Origin of the sequence: Streptomyces brasiliensis, from assembly GCF_014647875.1 — a bacterium.
Classification (GTDB): Bacteria; Actinomycetota; Actinomycetes; order Streptomycetales; family Streptomycetaceae; genus Streptomyces; species Streptomyces brasiliensis.
Genome location: NZ_BMQA01000009.1, coordinates 61975 through 79281 on the forward strand (window position 1 = coordinate 61975; position 17307 = coordinate 79281).

Here is a 17307-nt window from a genome sequence, read left to right on the forward strand (position 1 = left end):
CGTCATGCTGATCCCCCGTAGGGTCAAGCACCGCAAGCAGCACCACCCGGGACGCAGCGGCGCTGCCAAGGGTGGCACCACGGTTGCGTTCGGCGAGTACGGCATCCAGGCGCTCACTCCGGCGTATGTGACGAACCGTCAGATCGAGGCCGCTCGTATCGCCATGACGCGTCACATCAAGCGTGGTGGCAAGGTCTGGATCAACATCTACCCGGACCGTCCGCTCACCAAGAAGCCCGCCGAGACCCGCATGGGTTCCGGTAAGGGTTCTCCGGAGTGGTGGATCGCCAACGTCAAGCCCGGACGCGTCATGTTCGAGCTGTCGTACCCCAACGAGAAGATCGCCCGTGAGGCGCTGACCCGTGCGGCCCACAAGCTGCCGATGAAGTGCCGGATCGTCAAGCGCGAGGCAGGTGAAGCGTGATGTCGGCCGGTACCAAGGCGTCCGAGCTGCGCGAGCTGGGCAACGAGGAGCTTCTGGCGAAGCTCCGCGAGGCCAAGGAAGAGCTGTTCAACCTCCGCTTCCAGGCGGCGACCGGTCAGCTCGAGAACCATGGCCGTCTGAAGGCGGTCCGCAAGGACATCGCGCGGATCTACACCCTGATGCGCGAGCGTGAGCTGGGCATCGAAACGGTGGAGAACGCCTGATGAGCGAGAAGAACGTGACTGAGACCGAGCGCAACGCACGGAAGACCCGTGAGGGTCTGGTCGTCAGCGACAAGATGGACAAGACCGTCGTCGTCGCCGTCGAGGACCGCGTGAAGCACGCCCTGTACGGCAAGGTCATCCGCCGTACGAACAAGCTCAAGGCGCACGACGAGCAGAACGCTGCCGGTGTCGGCGACCGCGTCCTCCTGATGGAGACCCGGAAGCTGTCCGCCAGCAAGCACTGGCGCGTCGTCGAGATCCTCGAGAAGGCCAAGTAGCAATTCCTGCGGGGCAGTTGCCTCGCAGGACAGTTCCGCCAGGCTCGGCAGGGGCTCCCCTCGGACAGAGGCGGCCCCTGCCGGGAACCGGCAGACAAACAGGAGATAGACGTGATCCAGCAGGAGTCGCGACTGCGTGTCGCCGACAACACTGGTGCGAAGGAGATCCTTTGCATCCGTGTGCTCGGTGGCTCCGGTCGCCGCTACGCGGGCATCGGTGACGTCATCGTCGCCACCGTCAAGGACGCGATCCCCGGTGGCAACGTGAAGAAGGGTGACGTCGTCAAGGCGGTCATCGTTCGCACCGTCAAGGAGCGCCGCCGTCCGGACGGCTCGTACATCCGCTTCGACGAGAACGCCGCCGTCATTCTGAAGAACGACGGCGACCCTCGCGGCACCCGCATCTTCGGCCCGGTCGGCCGTGAGCTGCGCGAGAAGAAGTTCATGAAGATCATCTCGCTCGCGCCGGAGGTGCTGTAAGCATGAAGATCAAGAAGGGCGACCTGGTCCAGGTCATCACCGGCAAGGACAAGGGCAAGCAGGGCAAGGTCATTGCCGCTTACCCGCGCGAGGAGCGTGTCCTGGTCGAGGGTGTCAACCGGGTCAAGAAGCACACCAAGGCCGGCCCGACCGCCAGCGGTTCTCAGGCCGGTGGCATCGTGACCACCGAGGCCCCCGTCCACGTGTCCAACGTTCAGCTGGTCGTGGAGAAGGACGGCAACAAGGTCGTCACGCGTGTCGGTTACCGCTTCGACGACGAAGGCAACAAGATCCGCGTTGCCAAGCGGACGGGTGAGGACATCTGATGGCTACCACCACGACTCCGCGTCTGAAGCAGAAGTACCGCGAGGAGATCGCGGGCAAGCTGCGTGACGAGTTCAAGTACGAGAACGTCATGCAGATCCCCGGCCTCGTCAAGATCGTGGTCAACATGGGTGTCGGCGACGCCGCCCGTGACTCGAAGCTCATGGACGGTGCCGTCCGTGACCTGACCACCATCACCGGTCAGAAGCCGGCCATCACCAAGGCCCGCAAGTCCATCGCGCAGTTCAAGCTGCGTGAGGGTCAGCCGATCGGTGCCCACGTCACGCTTCGTGGCGACCGCATGTGGGAGTTCCTGGACCGCACCCTGTCGCTTGCGCTCCCGCGCATCCGCGACTTCCGCGGCCTGTCCCCCAAGCAGTTCGACGGCCGTGGCAACTACACCTTCGGTCTCACGGAGCAGGTCATGTTCCACGAGATCGACCAGGACAAGATCGACCGCGTCCGGGGTATGGACATCACCGTGGTCACCACGGCGACCAACGACGCTGAGGGCCGCGCGCTCCTTCGTCACCTCGGCTTCCCGTTCAAGGAGGCGTGAGCGAGATGGCGAAGAAGGCTCTTATCGCTAAGGCTGCTCGCAAGCCCAAGTTCGGTGTGCGCGCGTACACCCGCTGCCAGCGCTGCGGCCGTCCGCACTCCGTGTACCGCAAGTTCGGCCTGTGCCGCGTGTGCCTTCGTGAGATGGCTCACCGTGGCGAGCTGCCGGGCGTGACCAAGAGCTCCTGGTAATCCCCGAATCAGGGATTGCTGGGTCTCTCGGTAAGCAACCCGGGTCGGCAGGGGCCCCTCCATCCATGCCTTAGGCTAGGAGGGTTGGGCCTCTGCCGCCCTGGATCGACTTACTACGCCGTAGGTCCCCGCACCGCACCCGTCCCGTCTGCAGAAGTACGGGGAGAGGGATGGCGCATATAGGAAACCCCGGCGAGAAAGGCCACAGGCCAATTCATGACCATGACTGATCCGATCGCAGACATGTTGACGCGTCTGCGGAACGCGAACTCGGCGTACCACGACTCCGTGGCGATGCCGCACTCGAAGATCAAGTCCCACATCGCGGAGATCCTCCAGCAGGAGGGCTTCATCACGGGCTGGAAGGTCGAGGACGCCGAGGTCGGCAAGAACCTCGTCCTCGAGCTGAAGTTCGGCCCGAACCGTGAGCGCTCCATCGCGGGCATCAAGCGGATCTCCAAGCCCGGTCTCCGGGTGTACGCGAAGTCCACCAACCTGCCGAAGGTGCTCGGCGGCCTCGGCGTGGCGATCATCTCCACGTCCCACGGGCTCCTCACCGACAAGCAGGCCGGCAAGAAGGGCGTGGGTGGGGAAGTCCTCGCCTACGTCTGGTAGCGGAAGGGAACGGAGGAAACAGCTATGTCGCGCATCGGCAAGCTCCCCATCGCGGTTCCCGCCGGCGTGGACGTCACCATCGACGGCCGTACGGTCGCGGTCAAGGGCCCCAAGGGTTCGCTGACCCACACCGTCGCGGCGCCGATCGAGGTCGCCAAGGGCGAGGACGGCACCCTGCTCGTGACCCGCCCGAACGACGAGCGTCAGAACAAGGCCCTGCACGGCCTGTCCCGCACGCTGGTGGCGAACATGATCACCGGCGTGACCCAGGGTTACGTGAAGAAGCTCGAGATCAGCGGTGTCGGTTACCGCGTGACCGCCAAGGGCTCGAACCTCGAGTTCGCGCTCGGCTACAGCCACCCGATCACCGTCGAGGCGCCCGAGGGCATCACCTTCAAGGTGGAGGCCCCGACCCGTTTCTCGGTCGAGGGCATCGACAAGCAGAAGGTCGGCGAGGTTGCGGCCAACATCCGCAAGCTGCGCAAGCCCGACCCGTACAAGGCCAAGGGCGTCAAGTACGAGGGCGAAGTCATCCGCCGCAAGGTCGGAAAGGCGGGTAAGTAGGCCATGGCATACGGACAGAAGATCCTCAAGGGCGACGCCTACAAGCGCGCCGCGATCAAGCGCCGGCACATCCGGATCCGCAAGCGGATCGCGGGTACGGCCGAGCGTCCCCGCCTGGTGGTGACCCGCTCGAACCGTCACATCGTGGCTCAGGTGATCGACGACCTCAAGGGTCACACCCTTGCGTCGGCGTCCACCCTGGACACCTCGATCCGCGGTGGCGAGGGCGACAAGTCCGCGCAGGCCAAGCAGGTCGGCGCCCTGGTCGCCGAGCGCGCCAAGGCCGCGGGCGTCGAGGCTGTCGTATTCGACCGTGGTGGCAACCAGTACGCCGGGCGCATCGCCGCCCTGGCGGACGCCGCCCGCGAGGCCGGGCTCAGGTTCTGAGCCGCCGTAGCTAGCGGAAAAGAGAGAGGTAAATCCAATGGCTGGACCCCAGCGCCGCGGTGGCGGTGCCGGTGGCGGCGAGCGGCGGGACCGGAAGGGCCGTGACGGCGGCGCTGCTGCCGCCGAGAAGACCGCGTACGTCGAGCGCGTCGTCGCGATCAACCGCGTCGCCAAGGTTGTGAAGGGTGGTCGTCGCTTCAGCTTCACCGCGCTGGTCGTGGTGGGCGACGGTGACGGCACCGTGGGTGTCGGATACGGCAAGGCCAAGGAGGTGCCGGCCGCCATCGCCAAGGGCGTTGAGGAGGCCAAGAAGCACTTCTTCAAGGTCCCCCGGATCCAGGGCACCATCCCTCACCCCATCCAGGGTGAGAAGGCCGCCGGCGTCGTGCTGCTCAAGCCCGCGTCCCCCGGTACCGGTGTTATCGCCGGTGGTCCGGTGCGCGCTGTGCTCGAGTGCGCCGGTATCCACGACATCCTGTCGAAGTCGCTCGGCTCCGACAACGCGATCAACATCGTGCACGCGACCGTGGAGGCCCTGAAGGGTCTGCAGCGCCCCGAGGAGGTCGCGGCCCGCCGCGGTCTGCCGCTCGAGGACGTCGCCCCCGCGGCTCTGCTGCGTGCGCGTGCCGGGGCTGGTGCGTAATGGCGCAGCTCAAGATCACGCAGACGAAGTCGTACATCGGCAGCAAGCAGAACCACCGTGACACCCTGCGGTCGCTTGGTCTCAAGGGGATCAACACCGTGGTCGTCAAGGAGGACCGCCCCGAGTTCCGCGGCATGGTGCACACCGTCCGCCACCTCGTGACGGTCGAGGAGGTCGACTGATCATGGCGGAGCAGAACCCGCTGAAGATCCACAACCTCCGTCCCGCCCCGGGCGCCAAGACCGCCAAGACCCGTGTCGGTCGTGGTGAGGCGTCGAAGGGTAAGACGGCCGGTCGTGGTACCAAGGGCACCAAGGCCCGTTACCAGGTTCCGGAGCGCTTCGAGGGTGGCCAGATGCCGCTCCACATGCGCCTCCCGAAGCTGAAGGGCTTCAAGAACCCGTTCAAGACCGAGTACCAGGTCGTGAACCTCGACAAGCTGGCCGCGCTCTACCCCGAGGGTGGCGAGGTCACGGTCGAGGGGCTGGTGGCCAAGGGTGCCGTTCGCAAGAACAGCCTCGTCAAGGTCCTCGGCCAGGGTGAGCTCTCCGTGGCGGTGCAGGTGACGGTCGACGCCGTCTCCGGCTCCGCCAAGGAAAAGATCACCGCAGCCGGCGGCACCGTCACCGAGCTCATCTGAGTTCCGTGGCGTAGACGATCCCGACCGGGGATACCTCACAATGAGGTATCCCCGGTTGGTCGTTCCGGGGGAGGCATGGTCGCCGGTAAGGTGGCCTCCACTGTTCCTTTTCTGTATCCGTCGAACCTCAAGACCGTCACCCTTGACGCAGTTGCGTGGGGGTCGCAGGAGGCACCGTGCTCACCGCGTTCGCCCGGGCGTTCAGGACGCCCGACCTGCGCAAGAAGCTGCTCTTCACGCTGGGCATCATCGTGGTGTACCGGGTCGGTACGCACATTCCGATCCCGGGCGTCAACTACAAGGCCGTCCAGCAGTGCGTGAACGAGGCGTCGGGGAACCAGGGCCTCTTCGGTCTCGTCAACATGTTCAGTGGTGGCGCACTGCTGCAGATCACGGTGTTCGCGCTCGGCATCCTGCCGTACATCACTGCGAGCATCATTCTTCAGCTGCTGACCGTCGTCATCCCGCGTCTGGAAGCCCTCAAGAAGGAGGGCCAGGCCGGTACGGCGAAGATCACGCAGTACACCCGCTACCTGACCCTGGCCCTGGCCATCCTGCAGGGCACCGGCCTCGTGGCCACGGCTCGCAGCGGCGCGCTCTTCTCCGGCTGCACGGTCGCTTCGAGCATCGTTCCGGACCAGGCCATCTTCACCACCATCACCATGGTCGTCACCATGACCGCCGGTACCACCGTCGTCATGTGGCTCGGTGAGCTGATCACCGACCGCGGTATCGGCAACGGCATGTCCATCCTGATGTTCATCTCGATCGCCGCGAGCTTCCCGTCCGCGCTGTGGGCCATCAAGAAGCAGGGCACCCTCGCCGGCGGCTGGATCGAGTTCGGCACCGTCCTGGTCGTCGGTCTGGTCATGGTCGCGCTGGTCGTCTTCGTCGAGCAGGCCCAGCGCCGTATCCCCGTGCAGTACGCGAAGCGCATGATCGGCCGTCGTTCCTACGGCGGTACGTCGACGTACATCCCGCTGAAGGTGAACCAGGCGGGTGTGATCCCCGTCATCTTCGCCTCGTCGCTGCTCTACATCCCGGCACTGATCGCCCAGTTCTCCGGAGGCAACTCGGGCTGGAAGGCCTGGGTCCAGCAGAACCTCACCAAGGGTGACCACCCGATCTACATCACCGCGTACTTCCTGCTCATTGTTTTCTTCGCGTTCTTCTATGTGGCGATCTCCTTCAACCCCGAGGAAGTCGCCGACAACATGAAGAAGTATGGTGGCTTCATCCCGGGCATCCGGGCTGGCCGACCGACCGCTGAGTACCTGTCGTACGTACTCAACCGGATCACCTGGCCGGGTTCGCTGTATCTGGGCCTGATCGCTCTCGTACCGACATTGGCGTTGGTTGGCTTCGGGGCAAGCCAGAACTTCCCGTTCGGTGGCACCAGCATCCTGATCATCGTGGGTGTGGGTCTCGAGACGGTGAAGCAGATCGAGAGCCAGCTCCAGCAGCGCAATTACGAAGGGTTCCTCCGCTGATGCGAATCGTCCTCGTCGGGCCGCCAGGTGCCGGTAAGGGAACGCAGGCCGTGCGCCTAGCCGAGACGCTGCACATCCCGCACATCTCCACGGGCGACCTGTTCCGCGCAAACATCAGCCAGCAGACGGAGCTCGGGAAGCTCGCGAAGTCCTACATGGACGCCGGCAACCTCGTCCCCGACGAGGTCACCATCGCGATGGCCAAGGACCGCATGGAGCAGCCGGACGCCGAGAACGGCTTCCTGCTGGACGGCTTCCCGCGCAACGTCTCGCAGGCCGAGGCCCTGGATGAACTGCTCGAGACCGAGGGCATCAAGCTCGACGCCGTGCTGGACCTCGAAGTCCCCGAGGACGAGGTGGTCAAGCGCATCGCCGGCCGCCGTATCTGCCGCAAGGACTCCAGCCACGTCTTCCACGTGACGTACAGCCCGCCGAAGAAGGAAGGCGTCTGTGACGTCTGCGGCGGCGAGCTGTACCAGCGTGACGACGACTCCGAGGACACCGTCCGCAAGCGGCTCGAGGTCTACCACACGCAGACCGAGCCGATCATCGACTACTACAAGGCGCAGGGCCTGGTCGTCACGATCTCCTCCCTGGGTCCGGTGGACGAGATCACGCGGCGGGCGCTGGAAGCTCTGAAGCGCGACGAGGATACCGAGAAGTAGTTCTCGGGCCGTTCCGGCCGCGGTGCCCTCGTGGGGCGCCGCGGCCGTACTGTTGTGTAAGTCCGACCGACGTGAGTGACGGAGAGCGCAGGCCCCCCATGGTGCAGATCAAGACCGCCGAGCAGATCGCGAAGATGCGTGAGGCGGGGCTGGTCGTCGCCGCCATCCACGCGGCGACCCGGGAGGCCGCGGTGCCGGGTGCCACGACGAAGGATCTGGACCAGGTGGCCCGCAAGGTCCTCGCCGAGCACGACGCCAAGCCGAACTTCCTCGGGTACGGCGGCTTCCCGGCCACCATCTGCACGTCGGTCAACGAGGTCGTCGTCCACGGCATCCCCTCGGACGAGGTCGTCCTGAAGAACGGCGACATCATCTCCATCGACTGCGGCGCGATCGTCGACGGCTGGCACGGCGACGCCGCGTACACCGCCTTCGTGGGCTCCGGTCACGCTCCCGAGCTGATCGAGCTGTCCCGGGTGACCGAAGAGTCCATGTGGGCCGGTATCGCCGCGATGAAGCAGGGCAACCGCCTCGTGGACGTCTCCCACGCCATCGAGACGTACATCCGCCGCCAGCCGAAGCCCGGCGGAGGTCGCTACGGGATCATCGAGGACTACGGCGGTCACGGCATCGGCACCGAGATGCACATGGACCCGCACCTGCTGAACTACGTCGAGCGCCGCCGCGGCAAGGGGCCCAAGCTGGTGCCCGGCTTCTGCCTCGCGATCGAGCCGATGGTCTCCCTGGGCACGCCGAAGACCGAGGTCCTCCAGGACGAGTGGACGGTCATCACGACGGACGGCACCTGGTCCTCGCACTGGGAGCACTCCGTCGCTCTGACGGAGGAGGGCCCGCTGGTCCTCACTGCACCCGACGGCGGCAAGGCGAAGCTTGCGGAGCACGGCATCACGGCCGCTCCGGACCCGCTGGCTTAATGATCTGCCCCGTTGGGCAGGATTCCTCGATTCGTCTTTCCGGGTGCGCTGACGTAGACTGACTCGTCGGCTCTCGTGCACCCGCATGTCCGCATGCGCCCGCAAGGGACGCGAGGAAGTCGATCAAGGTAGTCGATTCGAAGGGCGAAGCGTGGCCAAGAAGCAAGGTGCCATCGAGATCGAGGGCACTGTCGTCGAGTCTCTTCCGAACGCCATGTTCAAGGTCGAGCTCCAGAACGGCCACCAGGTCCTGGCACACATCAGCGGCAAGATGCGTATGCACTACATCCGCATCCTCCCTGACGACCGGGTCGTGGTGGAGCTGTCTCCGTACGACCTGACGCGTGGCCGGATCGTCTACCGCTACAAGTAGATCTTGCCCAGGCCCCGCGCGAGCGGGACCGCCGGCAACTGACCCGGAGAACCTCAATCCCATGAAGGTCAAGCCGAGCGTCAAGAAGATCTGCGACAAGTGCAGGGTGATCCGCCGTCACGGTCGGGTCATGGTCATCTGCGAGAACCCGCGCCACAAGCAGCGCCAGGGCTGACGCACGACCGATCCCTCTGCACCAACCGCAGAGATTCGCGCGACGCAAGCTGAATATGTTCATACGCAGGACCCGAGCCGATCATGGCTCGACACCCCCGGTTCGGAGGCCGGGGACCCAGTTCGTACCTGGTACGGCGGCTGGGAGCCGGTTCTGCGGAAGACCTCCGAAGATCACCAGGAGCCATTGAATGGCACGCGTTTCCGGTGTTGACATCCCGCGCGAAAAGCGCGTGGAGGTCGCCCTCACCTACGTGTTCGGCATCGGCCGAACCCTCTCCCAGCAGACGCTGGCCGAGACCGGCATCGACCCGAACACCCGCGTTCGCGACCTCTCCGAGGAGCAGCTCGTCGCGATCCGCGAGTACGTCGACAACAACATCAAGACCGAGGGTGACCTCCGTCGCGAGATCCAGGCCGACATCCGCCGCAAGGTCGAGATCGGCTGCTACCAGGGTCTGCGTCACCGTCGTGGTCTGCCCGTCCGCGGTCAGCGCACCAGCACCAACGCTCGCACCCGCAAGGGCCCGCGTCGCGCCATTGCCGGCAAGAAGAAGCCGGGCAAGAAGTAGTCCGCAGCGGACCTCTGTCCACGGTCTTCGCTGTAGGACCGACCACCTCCCGTAGGAGTTAGTAGATGCCCCCCAAGGGTCGTCAGGGCGCTGCCAAGAAGGTGCGCCGCAAGGAAAAGAAGAACGTCGCTCACGGCCACGCGCACATCAAGAGCACGTTCAACAACACGATCGTCTCCATCACGGACCCGTCGGGCAACGTGATCTCCTGGGCCTCCGCCGGCCACGTCGGCTTCAAGGGCTCCCGGAAGTCCACGCCGTTCGCCGCGCAGATGGCCGCCGAGTCGGCTGCCCGCCGCGCCCAGGAGCACGGCATGCGCAAGGTCGACGTGTTCGTGAAGGGCCCGGGTTCCGGTCGTGAGACCGCGATCCGCTCCCTGCAGGCCACGGGCCTCGAGGTCGGCTCCATCCAGGACGTCACCCCGACCCCGCACAACGGCTGCCGTCCGCCGAAGCGCCGCCGCGTCTGAGGCACGGCGGATCTGGGTATTCGGGCGGTACCTCCCCGGAAGGGGTCGTACCGCCCGTACCCTTGCAGTACCCGCGCTGTGCAAGCGGCGCGGTTCCGTCGGACGTCAAATAGCGGGCGTCCACGAAAGAAGGATCTGATCCACACATGCTGATCGCTCAGCGTCCCTCGTTGACCGAAGAGGTCGTCGACGAGTTCCGCTCCCGGTTCGTGATCGAGCCGCTGGAGCCGGGCTTCGGCTACACCCTCGGCAACTCCCTGCGCCGCACCCTCCTGTCGTCGATCCCCGGCGCTGCTGTCACCAGCATCCGCATCGACGGCGTCCTGCACGAGTTCACCACCGTGCCGGGCGTCAAGGAGGACGTCACCGACCTGATCCTCAACATCAAGCAGCTGGTCGTCTCCTCGGAGCACGACGAGCCGGTCGTGATGTACCTGCGCAAGCAGGGCCCGGGTCTGGTCACCGCCGCCGACATCGCGCCCCCGGCCGGTGTCGAGGTGCACAACCCCGACCTGGTCCTCGCCACGCTCAACGGCAAGGGCAAGCTCGAGATGGAGCTGACCGTCGAGCGCGGTCGCGGCTACGTCTCCGCCGTGCAGAACAAGCAGGTGGGCCAGGAGATCGGCCGTATCCCGGTCGACTCCATCTACAGCCCCGTGCTCAAGGTCACGTACAAGGTCGAGGCCACGCGTGTCGAGCAGCGCACCGACTTCGACAAGCTGATCGTCGACGTCGAGACCAAGCAGGCGATGCGGCCGCGCGACGCCATGGCGTCCGCCGGCAAGACCCTGGTCGAGCTGTTCGGTCTCGCCCGCGAGCTGAACATCGACGCCGAGGGCATCGACATGGGCCCGTCCCCCACGGACGCCGCCCTTGCCGCCGACCTCGCCCTGCCGATCGAGGAGCTGGAACTCACCGTCCGCTCCTACAACTGCCTCAAGCGCGAGGGCATCCACTCCGTGGGTGAGCTCGTCGCCCGCTCCGAGGCGGACCTCCTGGACATCCGCAACTTCGGTGCGAAGTCGATCGACGAGGTCAAGGCGAAGCTGGCCGGCATGGGCCTGGCCCTGAAGGACAGCCCGCCCGGATTCGACCCGACCGCCGCCGCCGACGCCTTCGGTGCCGACGACGACGCGGACGCCGGGTTCGTGGAGACGGAGCAGTACTGAGAGCTCGGGCCAGACGGTCCGTGCTCGGTGCGGGTGCGCCGTGCTTGATCGCGCCCCCGCGACGGAGTCGCACATCGACACCGCCCCGCGCCCCTTCCGGGCGACGCCCCTTCGGGGCTGTCGTCCGGATCTCCGACAGACAACCGTCTGCTCGGATACTGACCCCGGTACCTGATACGGCCGGGGCAGACACACAGGAGAAGAACAATGCCGAAGCCCACCAAGGGTGCCCGTCTGGGCGGCAGTGCCGCGCACGAGAAGCTGCTTCTCGCGAACCTCGCGAAGTCGCTGTTCGAGCACGGCCGTATCACCACCACCGAGGCGAAGGCCCGCCGTCTGCGGCCGTACGCCGAGCGTCTGGTCACCAAGGCGAAGAAGGGCGACCTTCACAACCGCCGTCAGGTGCTCCAGGTCATCACGGACAAGAGCGTCGTCCACACGCTCTTCACCGAGATCGGCCCGCGGTACGAGAACCGTCCGGGCGGCTACACCCGCATCACCAAGATCGGTAACCGCCGTGGCGACAACGCGCCCATGGCCGTCATCGAGCTGGTCGAGGCGCTGACGGTGGCCCAGCAGGCGACCGGTGAGGCCGAGGCCGCCACCAAGCGTGCGGTCAAGGAGGCCGAGGAGGCCAAGGTCGAGGAGACCAAGGCCGACGAGGTCGTCGAGGAAGCGGCTCCGGTCGAGGCGGCCGAGGAGTCCAAGGACGCCTGAGGCCATACCTCGCGCTGAGCGGGTCCGCCCTTCGGGGCGGGCCCGCTTTCGCGTATCCGAGAGGATCTCGTACTTGAGAGGATCTCCTTGTGAGTGACGAAGCACAGCCCGGTTATGTACGTGTCCGCCTCGACCTGTCCTACGACGGCTCCGACTTCCACGGCTGGGCCAAGCAGGCCGGCGGCCGGCGGACCGTGCAGGGGGAGATCGAGGACGCGTTGCGCACGGTGACGCGGACGAGGGACACGACGTACGAGCTGACCGTGGCCGGCCGGACGGATGCCGGAGTGCACGCCCGCGGCCAGGTCGCGCACGTCGACCTGCCCGAGGAACTGTGGGCAGGGCACGGAGAGAAGCTGCTCAAGCGCCTCGCCGGGCGGCTGCCGAAGGACGTGCGGGTGTGGGCGCTCACTCAGGCGCCGGAGGGGTTCAACGCACGGTTCGCGGCCCTGTGGCGACGCTACGTCTACCGGGTCGGCGACCAGCCCGGGGGAGTCGACCCGCTGCTGCGCAACCATGTGCTCTGGCACGACTGGGAGTTGGACGTCGCCCTGATGGACGCCGCCGCCAAGTCCCTCGTCGGGGAGCACGACTTCGCGGCGTACGCGAAGAAGCGTGAGGGAGCGACGACGATCCGCGAGATCTTCGATTTCGGGGTGCGCCGGAGCGTGGACGGCATCGTCGAGATCGAGGTCCGCGCCGACGCGTTCTGCCACAACCAGGTGCGGTCCATGGTGGGAGCGTTGCTGTTCGTGGGGGACGGGCACCGGGGGGTGGAGTGGCCCAGGGCTGTGCTGGATGCCGGTGTGAGGGACAGTGCCGTGCATGTCGTACGGCCGCATGGGCTCACGCTGGAGGAGGTCGCGTACCCGGCGGACGAGCTGCTGCTGGAGAGGCAGCGGCAGGCCCGCCGGGTGCGGGTGCGTACGGCCTGAGCGCGGTCAGCCGGCGAGGACCGTCTTGAACCTCGGCTCCAGGTACGGCTCCAGGGACGTGGAATAGCTGCCGGTCATGTGGCTGTAGTCCCAGTAGACGACGTGTCCGCCGATCACGGCCGGGCAGTAGCCGTCGGCGCAGAAGGCGGGGATCGTGTCGATGACCTTGAACCCGTACTTCTCCGCCGTCTCCCGTTCCAAGAGGCGGTACTCGGCGCGGTCGATCACTTCCGTGGACTTGGGGCTACAGGTACCGATTTCGGCGCCCTTGGTGGCCAGGCAGTCCGGTATGGAGCGGTTCGGGTACGGCGTGTCCGTGAGGTAGACCAGTTTCGCGCCGGTGGCCTTCAGCCGCTCGAAGGTCTGGTCCGCGCCCTGACGGGTGGCGGTCGCCTGGGCGCGGTTGGCGACGACGAGCACGTCCGGGTGGAGCTGGTCGATCTTGTCGAGGGCCGTCTTCCGCCAGCTCGTGCACTCGGTGTAGTCGCGTCCGAGATCCTCGCGGGTGATCTTGTACACCTCGGGGCTGCAGCCACTCTTGATCACGGTGATGACCTTGACGTGCAGCTTCTTGCCGAGCTTGTCGAACGCGTTGCCCCACTGGTAGGCGTGCGAGTCGCCCAGCAGCACCATCGTCCGCTTGGACGTGGTGTCGCCGATGACGCACTTGTCCTGGAGTGAGTAGCCGGTGATGAGCAGATCGTCGATGCAGCCATGGTCGCCGCGGTCGTGCGGGGCCTTGAGCAGGGCATCCTCGCTGATCCGGGGGTGGTCGCGCTCCTTCACGGCCTGCTCGACGGAGGCGATGCCCCCGAAGCCGTTCGCCGCGGCGCCGGCGGCCGTGGTGACCGACAGGTTGAGCGGTACCACCCGTATGGCGAGGGTCATGGCGACGGCCGCGGTGGCGGTCAGGGTCAGACCGGTCAGGATGCCGCGCCACGGGATCTGCACGAGCCTGACGTTGGCCTTCAGGCGCCGTTCGATCACATAGTGCCCGGCGACGGCCAGCACGAAGGAGCCCGCGGCGACGCGGAAGCGGTCGGAGTAGGTGATTTCGTGGCCGACGATGTCCGACCAGAGGATCAGCATCGGCCAGTGCCAGAGGTACCAGCCGTAGCTCGCGTTGCCGACGAAGTTGAAGACGGGGTTGTCGAGGAGCCGCTCGGCGCCGAGGCGGGGGTTGGCACAGCCGGCCGCCATGATCAGGGTGGCGCCCAGCACGGGGCCGCCAACGGCGTAACCGGGCAGGGGGGTCTGCTCGGTGATGAGGGACGCGGTGACCAGTATGGTGCCGAGTCCGACCCAGCCGAGGACGGCTGCGAGGCCCTGGTACATGCGGGACAGGAGCCGGGCGTTGAGGGCGACGAAGACGCCGATGGCCAGTTCCCACACTCGGGTCGGGGTGCCGAAGTAGGCGAGCGGCTGGTTCGTCTGGGTCGTCGTGATCGACAGATAGAGCGAGCCGCTGATCACGGCGGCCAGGAACAGCCCGACCAGGAAGCGGTTGCGGAAGATGGCCCGGCTGAGCCAGGCGACGATGACGAGCGCGATCGGCGCGAGGACGTAGAACTGCTCCTCGATGCTCAGCGACCAGAAGTGCTGGTACGGCGACTGGCTGCCGTCGTCGGCGAAGTAGTCGGTGCCGTTTTCGGCCTGGCGCCAGTTGATGAAGCTGAGCGAGGCGGCGAAGCCGTCCTGCATGTAGCCGCGGAATTTGAACGGGCTGGCGTAGATCCAGGCCACCACGGCCGTCACGACGATGGTGAGGGCGGCCCCCGGTGCCAGCCGCCGGAACCGGCGGGCCCAGAACTTGCCGAGCGACACCTTGCCGGTCTTGTCGATCTCCGCGAGGAGCTGGCTGCCGATGAGGAAGCCGCTGAGCGTGAAGCTGACGTCGACGCCGCCGTGGATGTCGAGGATGCCCGTGTGCACGAAGACGACCATCGTGATCGCGACGGCGCGCAGGCCCTGAAGGTCGGGCCGGTACTTGCGCAGCCGGTCTTCCTTCGGGGCTTTTCGGCGGTGCTGCTCCGGCCGGTGCTCGGGCGGCCGCGTCGGGTCGCCTATCGCGGTGGCTTGATGGGTGGTCACGTCTCTCCCGTGGCTGTCCGGTCGGGCCGGATCTCTCAGTGGACCGTCAGGCAGGCGGTGGCGGTGCCGCTCACCCGCACCCCCAGGGAGGGGATACGGATGCCGCACGCCAGCCGCAGCTGGGCGGGCAGCTCGTTCTCCGCGCCGATGTGTGCGTGGCAGCCGACCACGACCTCGCGCAGGAGGCAGTCGGCGCCGATGGAGGAGTCGTGGTCCACCACGGACTCGTGGATGCCGGCGCCCTCGGCCACGGTCACGCGCGCGCCGACGATGGAGCGGTCGACGACCACACGCGGGCCGATGACGGCGTGCGGGCCGATCGTCGAGCCGCCGGTGACGCGGGCGGTCGTATCGACGACGGCCGTGGGATGGATCAGGGCCTCGGCCGGCTGCTTCACGAGGGGGGAGGTCACGTTGCCGATGACCAGGTCGGCGGAGCCGTGCACGAAGGCCAGCGGCGTACCGAGGTCGCGCCAGTAGTCCTCCGTGGTGTGGCCGAACACGCGCCGCCCCTGGGCGACGAGCTGCGGGAAGGTCTCCTGCTCGACCGAGACCTCCCGGTCGGCCGGGATGGCGTCCAGGACGGACCGGCTGAAGACATAGCAACCGGCGTTGATCTGGTCGGTGACGCACTCCTCGGGCGTCTTGGGCTTCTCGAGGAAGGCCAGCACCCGGTCGGATCCGTCGGTGGGGACCAGACCGAAGGCACGCGGGTCGGGGACCCGGGTGAGATGGAGGGTCACGTCCGCGTCCCGCTCCCGGTGCTGGTGCAGGACGGCGCGCAGGTCGACGCCGGAGAGGATGTCGCCGTTGAGGATCAGGACCGGCGCGCCGGCCGGTCCGCGCAGCAGGCGCCCGGCGTTGCGGATCGCTCCGCCGGTGCCGAGCGGCACCTCCTCGACGGCGTAGGAGATGTCGAGGTCCTGGGCGAAGTCCTTGAACTCCTCCTCGAAGAGGTCGGCGAGGTACGAGGTGGCGAACACCACGTGCCCCACGCCCGCGTCCATCAGCTTGGCCACCTGGTGCCGGATGAAGGAGGTACCCGCGACGTCGAGGAGCGGTTTCGGGGTGTGGTTGGTCAGCGGGCGCAAGCGCGTTCCCTTGCCGCCCACCAGAATAATGGCTTCCTGCATGATTGCCCCGTTCGGTCAGCTCGTGGTGGCGGTCCCGGGACCGGCGTAGTCGGAGGTGAAACAGGCCTTGATGGCCTTCTCGCTCTGGGGGCGCCCGGCGAAGTCGAGGCGAGACTGCTTCTTGTCGTCCGGTGCCTTGTTCGGGTTGTCGTCGAAGTAGATCGACCACCAGTAGACGCCGCTCATCCGGCGCTCCTGGACGACCTGGCAGACCGCGGTGTACCAGGTGGCCTGCACCTTCGGGTTGACGGCCCGCTTGGTGTAGAAGTCGCCGGGGGCGTGGTAGGCGCCGTTCATGGCGGCGATGCCGGCCTCGGCGACGGTGATCTTCGGCAGGGGGCCGGTGGCCTTCTTGTCCAGCCAGTCGTTCCAGCCCTTGACCAGGGTGTTCACCGAGGCGTCGTCACCGACCTTGACGGGGAAGTAGGCGTCGATGCCGAGATGCGTGACCGGCATGGTGATGGGGCCCGCGACGTAGTTGTCCCAGTTGGCGTCGTAGGCGATCTCACCGCCGAACAGCTTCTCCGCGTCGCTCACGAGCGAGTCCCAGTGGGCGTCGCCCTCCAGGGAGTTCAGCTCGGTGGCGATGACGAAGGTGGCCGCCTTCTCCTGGTCGGCGGCCTTCAGATACGGGGTGAGGAACTTCTCGTAGGAGGCGAACCAGGCACCGCGGTCGGCGGGCTTGATGGTGCCGCGCCACTCGAAGTTGTCGATGTCCAGGGTGCCCTCGTCCATGAGGGGCCGCAGGGTGGTGCGCAGCCCCGCCTCGTGGAAGATCCGCAGCACGCGGGCGAGATGGTCGGGGGTCGGCGTCTTGTCCCCGGCGGTGATCTTCGTCGAGGTGATGTCCCCGGTGAAGAACGGGAAGGACAGGCTCACGGAGTTGGCGTGCAGCCCGACCAGGTAGTTGGCCTGCACCCGGGCCTGCTGCTCGACGTACTCCACAGAGTGCTTGGGGTTGTCCTCCCAGTAGAGCTGTACGCCCCACTGGGGCATGCCCTTCTTCCATTCCTTGTCCACCCTGGCGACCTCGGCGGTCCGCGAGGGTGTCGCAGAAGTCCCGTTGCCGCCGATCTTGGAGCCGTCGGGCTGGGTGTGCTCCTTGCCGTCCAGCACCAAGTGGGGCACGAGGGAGCCGGAGGCCCACTGCAGCGGGTGGTCGCCGATCACGAAGGGGACCGCGACCACGAAGGAGATGACGGTGATGGGGAGCACGGCGAGCATGGGCAGGCGTGCGCGCTTCATGGAGTGAGG

The 17307-nt window shown here is 66.7% G+C and carries 26 protein-coding genes; 23 read left to right on the forward strand and 3 right to left on the reverse strand.

What is annotated here, in order from left to right; genetic code table 11:
* The first annotated feature begins 4 nt into the window (after positions 1-4).
* From rplP to truA, 23 genes are all read left to right on the forward strand, one after another.
* Complete coding sequence (rplP, locus tag IEZ19_RS16340; protein ID WP_007494765.1) at positions 5-424, forward strand: 50S ribosomal protein L16; 420 nt, start codon at positions 5-7, stop codon at positions 422-424.
* The gene (rpmC, locus tag IEZ19_RS16345; protein WP_007494763.1) at positions 424-648 is read left to right on the forward strand and encodes a 50S ribosomal protein L29; all 225 of its coding nucleotides are present in this window, start codon (positions 424-426) and stop codon (positions 646-648) included. Before rplP ends, rpmC begins: the two co-directional genes overlap by 1 nt.
* Entirely contained in the window at positions 648-926 is a 279-nt protein-coding gene (rpsQ, locus tag IEZ19_RS16350) for a 30S ribosomal protein S17 (RefSeq protein ID WP_189311918.1), read from the forward strand. The genes rpmC and rpsQ overlap by 1 nt, the downstream gene beginning before the upstream one ends.
* Before the next feature lie 111 nt (positions 927-1037).
* Complete coding sequence (gene rplN / locus IEZ19_RS16355; protein ID WP_003998823.1) at positions 1038-1406, forward strand: 50S ribosomal protein L14; 369 nt, start codon at positions 1038-1040, stop codon at positions 1404-1406.
* A gap of 2 nt (positions 1407-1408) precedes the next feature.
* Positions 1409-1732, forward strand: a complete 324-nt coding sequence (gene rplX, locus IEZ19_RS16360; RefSeq protein WP_030685463.1) for a 50S ribosomal protein L24 — start codon at positions 1409-1411, stop codon at positions 1730-1732.
* Positions 1732-2289, forward strand: a complete 558-nt coding sequence (gene rplE / locus IEZ19_RS16365; RefSeq protein ID WP_189311919.1) for a 50S ribosomal protein L5 — start codon at positions 1732-1734, stop codon at positions 2287-2289. Before rplX ends, rplE begins: the two co-directional genes overlap by 1 nt.
* Positions 2290-2294: 5 nt before the next feature.
* The gene (locus tag IEZ19_RS16370; RefSeq protein ID WP_003956452.1) at positions 2295-2480 is read left to right on the forward strand and encodes a type Z 30S ribosomal protein S14; all 186 of its coding nucleotides are present in this window, start codon (positions 2295-2297) and stop codon (positions 2478-2480) included.
* 216 nt (positions 2481-2696) lie between these two features.
* Positions 2697-3095 carry a 30S ribosomal protein S8 gene (gene rpsH, locus IEZ19_RS16375; protein WP_004984520.1) on the forward strand — a complete coding sequence of 133 codons (399 nt, stop codon included), beginning with the start codon at positions 2697-2699 and terminating at the stop codon, positions 3093-3095.
* Positions 3096-3119: 24 nt separating this feature from the next.
* The gene (gene rplF, locus IEZ19_RS16380) at positions 3120-3659 is read left to right on the forward strand and encodes a 50S ribosomal protein L6 (RefSeq protein ID WP_189311920.1); all 540 of its coding nucleotides are present in this window, start codon (positions 3120-3122) and stop codon (positions 3657-3659) included.
* Between the two features lie 3 nt (positions 3660-3662).
* A complete protein-coding gene (rplR, locus tag IEZ19_RS16385; RefSeq protein ID WP_189311921.1) occupies positions 3663-4046 on the forward strand; it encodes a 50S ribosomal protein L18 in 384 nt (127 codons plus the stop codon).
* 37 nt (positions 4047-4083) lie between these two features.
* Entirely contained in the window at positions 4084-4689 is a 606-nt protein-coding gene (rpsE, locus tag IEZ19_RS16390; RefSeq protein WP_015658456.1) for a 30S ribosomal protein S5, read from the forward strand.
* A complete protein-coding gene (gene rpmD, locus IEZ19_RS16395; RefSeq protein WP_095748087.1) occupies positions 4689-4871 on the forward strand; it encodes a 50S ribosomal protein L30 in 183 nt (60 codons plus the stop codon). The genes rpsE and rpmD overlap by 1 nt, the downstream gene beginning before the upstream one ends.
* A 2-nt stretch (positions 4872-4873) precedes the next feature.
* Positions 4874-5329 (forward strand): 50S ribosomal protein L15, encoded by a 456-nt coding sequence (rplO, locus tag IEZ19_RS16400; protein ID WP_189311922.1) that lies wholly within the window; start codon positions 4874-4876, stop codon positions 5327-5329.
* Positions 5330-5505: 176 nt separating this feature from the next.
* Positions 5506-6819 (forward strand): preprotein translocase subunit SecY, encoded by a 1314-nt coding sequence (gene secY / locus IEZ19_RS16405; protein ID WP_189311923.1) that lies wholly within the window; start codon positions 5506-5508, stop codon positions 6817-6819.
* Positions 6819-7484, forward strand: coding sequence for an adenylate kinase (locus IEZ19_RS16410; RefSeq protein WP_189311924.1), 666 nt, complete (start codon positions 6819-6821; stop codon positions 7482-7484). Before secY ends, IEZ19_RS16410 begins: the two co-directional genes overlap by 1 nt.
* Before the next feature lie 98 nt (positions 7485-7582).
* On the forward strand, positions 7583-8419 hold the full coding sequence (map, locus tag IEZ19_RS16415) for a type I methionyl aminopeptidase (RefSeq protein ID WP_189311925.1): 837 nt from the start codon (positions 7583-7585) through the stop codon (positions 8417-8419).
* 151 nt (positions 8420-8570) lie between these two features.
* Positions 8571-8792 (forward strand): translation initiation factor IF-1, encoded by a 222-nt coding sequence (gene infA, locus IEZ19_RS16420; protein WP_003948620.1) that lies wholly within the window; start codon positions 8571-8573, stop codon positions 8790-8792.
* Between the two features lie 61 nt (positions 8793-8853).
* The gene (gene rpmJ, locus IEZ19_RS16425; RefSeq protein WP_003998809.1) at positions 8854-8967 is read left to right on the forward strand and encodes a 50S ribosomal protein L36; all 114 of its coding nucleotides are present in this window, start codon (positions 8854-8856) and stop codon (positions 8965-8967) included.
* A gap of 190 nt (positions 8968-9157) precedes the next feature.
* The gene (rpsM, locus tag IEZ19_RS16430; protein WP_020135802.1) at positions 9158-9538 is read left to right on the forward strand and encodes a 30S ribosomal protein S13; all 381 of its coding nucleotides are present in this window, start codon (positions 9158-9160) and stop codon (positions 9536-9538) included.
* Positions 9539-9603: 65 nt separating this feature from the next.
* The gene (gene rpsK / locus IEZ19_RS16435) at positions 9604-10008 is read left to right on the forward strand and encodes a 30S ribosomal protein S11 (RefSeq protein WP_003956432.1); all 405 of its coding nucleotides are present in this window, start codon (positions 9604-9606) and stop codon (positions 10006-10008) included.
* Between the two features lie 146 nt (positions 10009-10154).
* Positions 10155-11177, forward strand: a complete 1023-nt coding sequence (locus tag IEZ19_RS16440) for a DNA-directed RNA polymerase subunit alpha (protein ID WP_003966937.1) — start codon at positions 10155-10157, stop codon at positions 11175-11177.
* A 207-nt stretch (positions 11178-11384) separates the two neighbouring features.
* Positions 11385-11894 carry a 50S ribosomal protein L17 gene (rplQ, locus tag IEZ19_RS16445; protein WP_189311926.1) on the forward strand — a complete coding sequence of 170 codons (510 nt, stop codon included), beginning with the start codon at positions 11385-11387 and terminating at the stop codon, positions 11892-11894.
* Positions 11895-11983: 89 nt separating this feature from the next.
* A complete protein-coding gene (gene truA / locus IEZ19_RS16450; protein WP_189311927.1) occupies positions 11984-12829 on the forward strand; it encodes a tRNA pseudouridine(38-40) synthase TruA in 846 nt (281 codons plus the stop codon).
* A 6-nt stretch (positions 12830-12835) separates the two neighbouring features.
* Here the strand turns inward: truA and IEZ19_RS16455 are convergent, their stop codons facing one another.
* The 3 genes from IEZ19_RS16455 to IEZ19_RS16465 are packed head-to-tail and all read right to left on the reverse strand — an operon-like array spanning position 12836 to position 17298.
* Entirely contained in the window at positions 12836-14920 is a 2085-nt protein-coding gene (locus IEZ19_RS16455) for an acyltransferase family protein (protein ID WP_229840378.1), read from the reverse strand.
* A gap of 35 nt (positions 14921-14955) precedes the next feature.
* Positions 14956-16053, reverse strand: coding sequence for a mannose-1-phosphate guanylyltransferase (gene manB, locus IEZ19_RS16460; protein ID WP_189311929.1), 1098 nt, complete (start codon positions 16051-16053; stop codon positions 14956-14958).
* A 15-nt stretch (positions 16054-16068) separates the two neighbouring features.
* Positions 16069-17298 carry a glycoside hydrolase family 113 gene (locus IEZ19_RS16465; protein ID WP_189311930.1) on the reverse strand — a complete coding sequence of 410 codons (1230 nt, stop codon included), beginning with the start codon at positions 17296-17298 and terminating at the stop codon, positions 16069-16071.
* Positions 17299-17307: the final 9 nt, after the last annotated feature.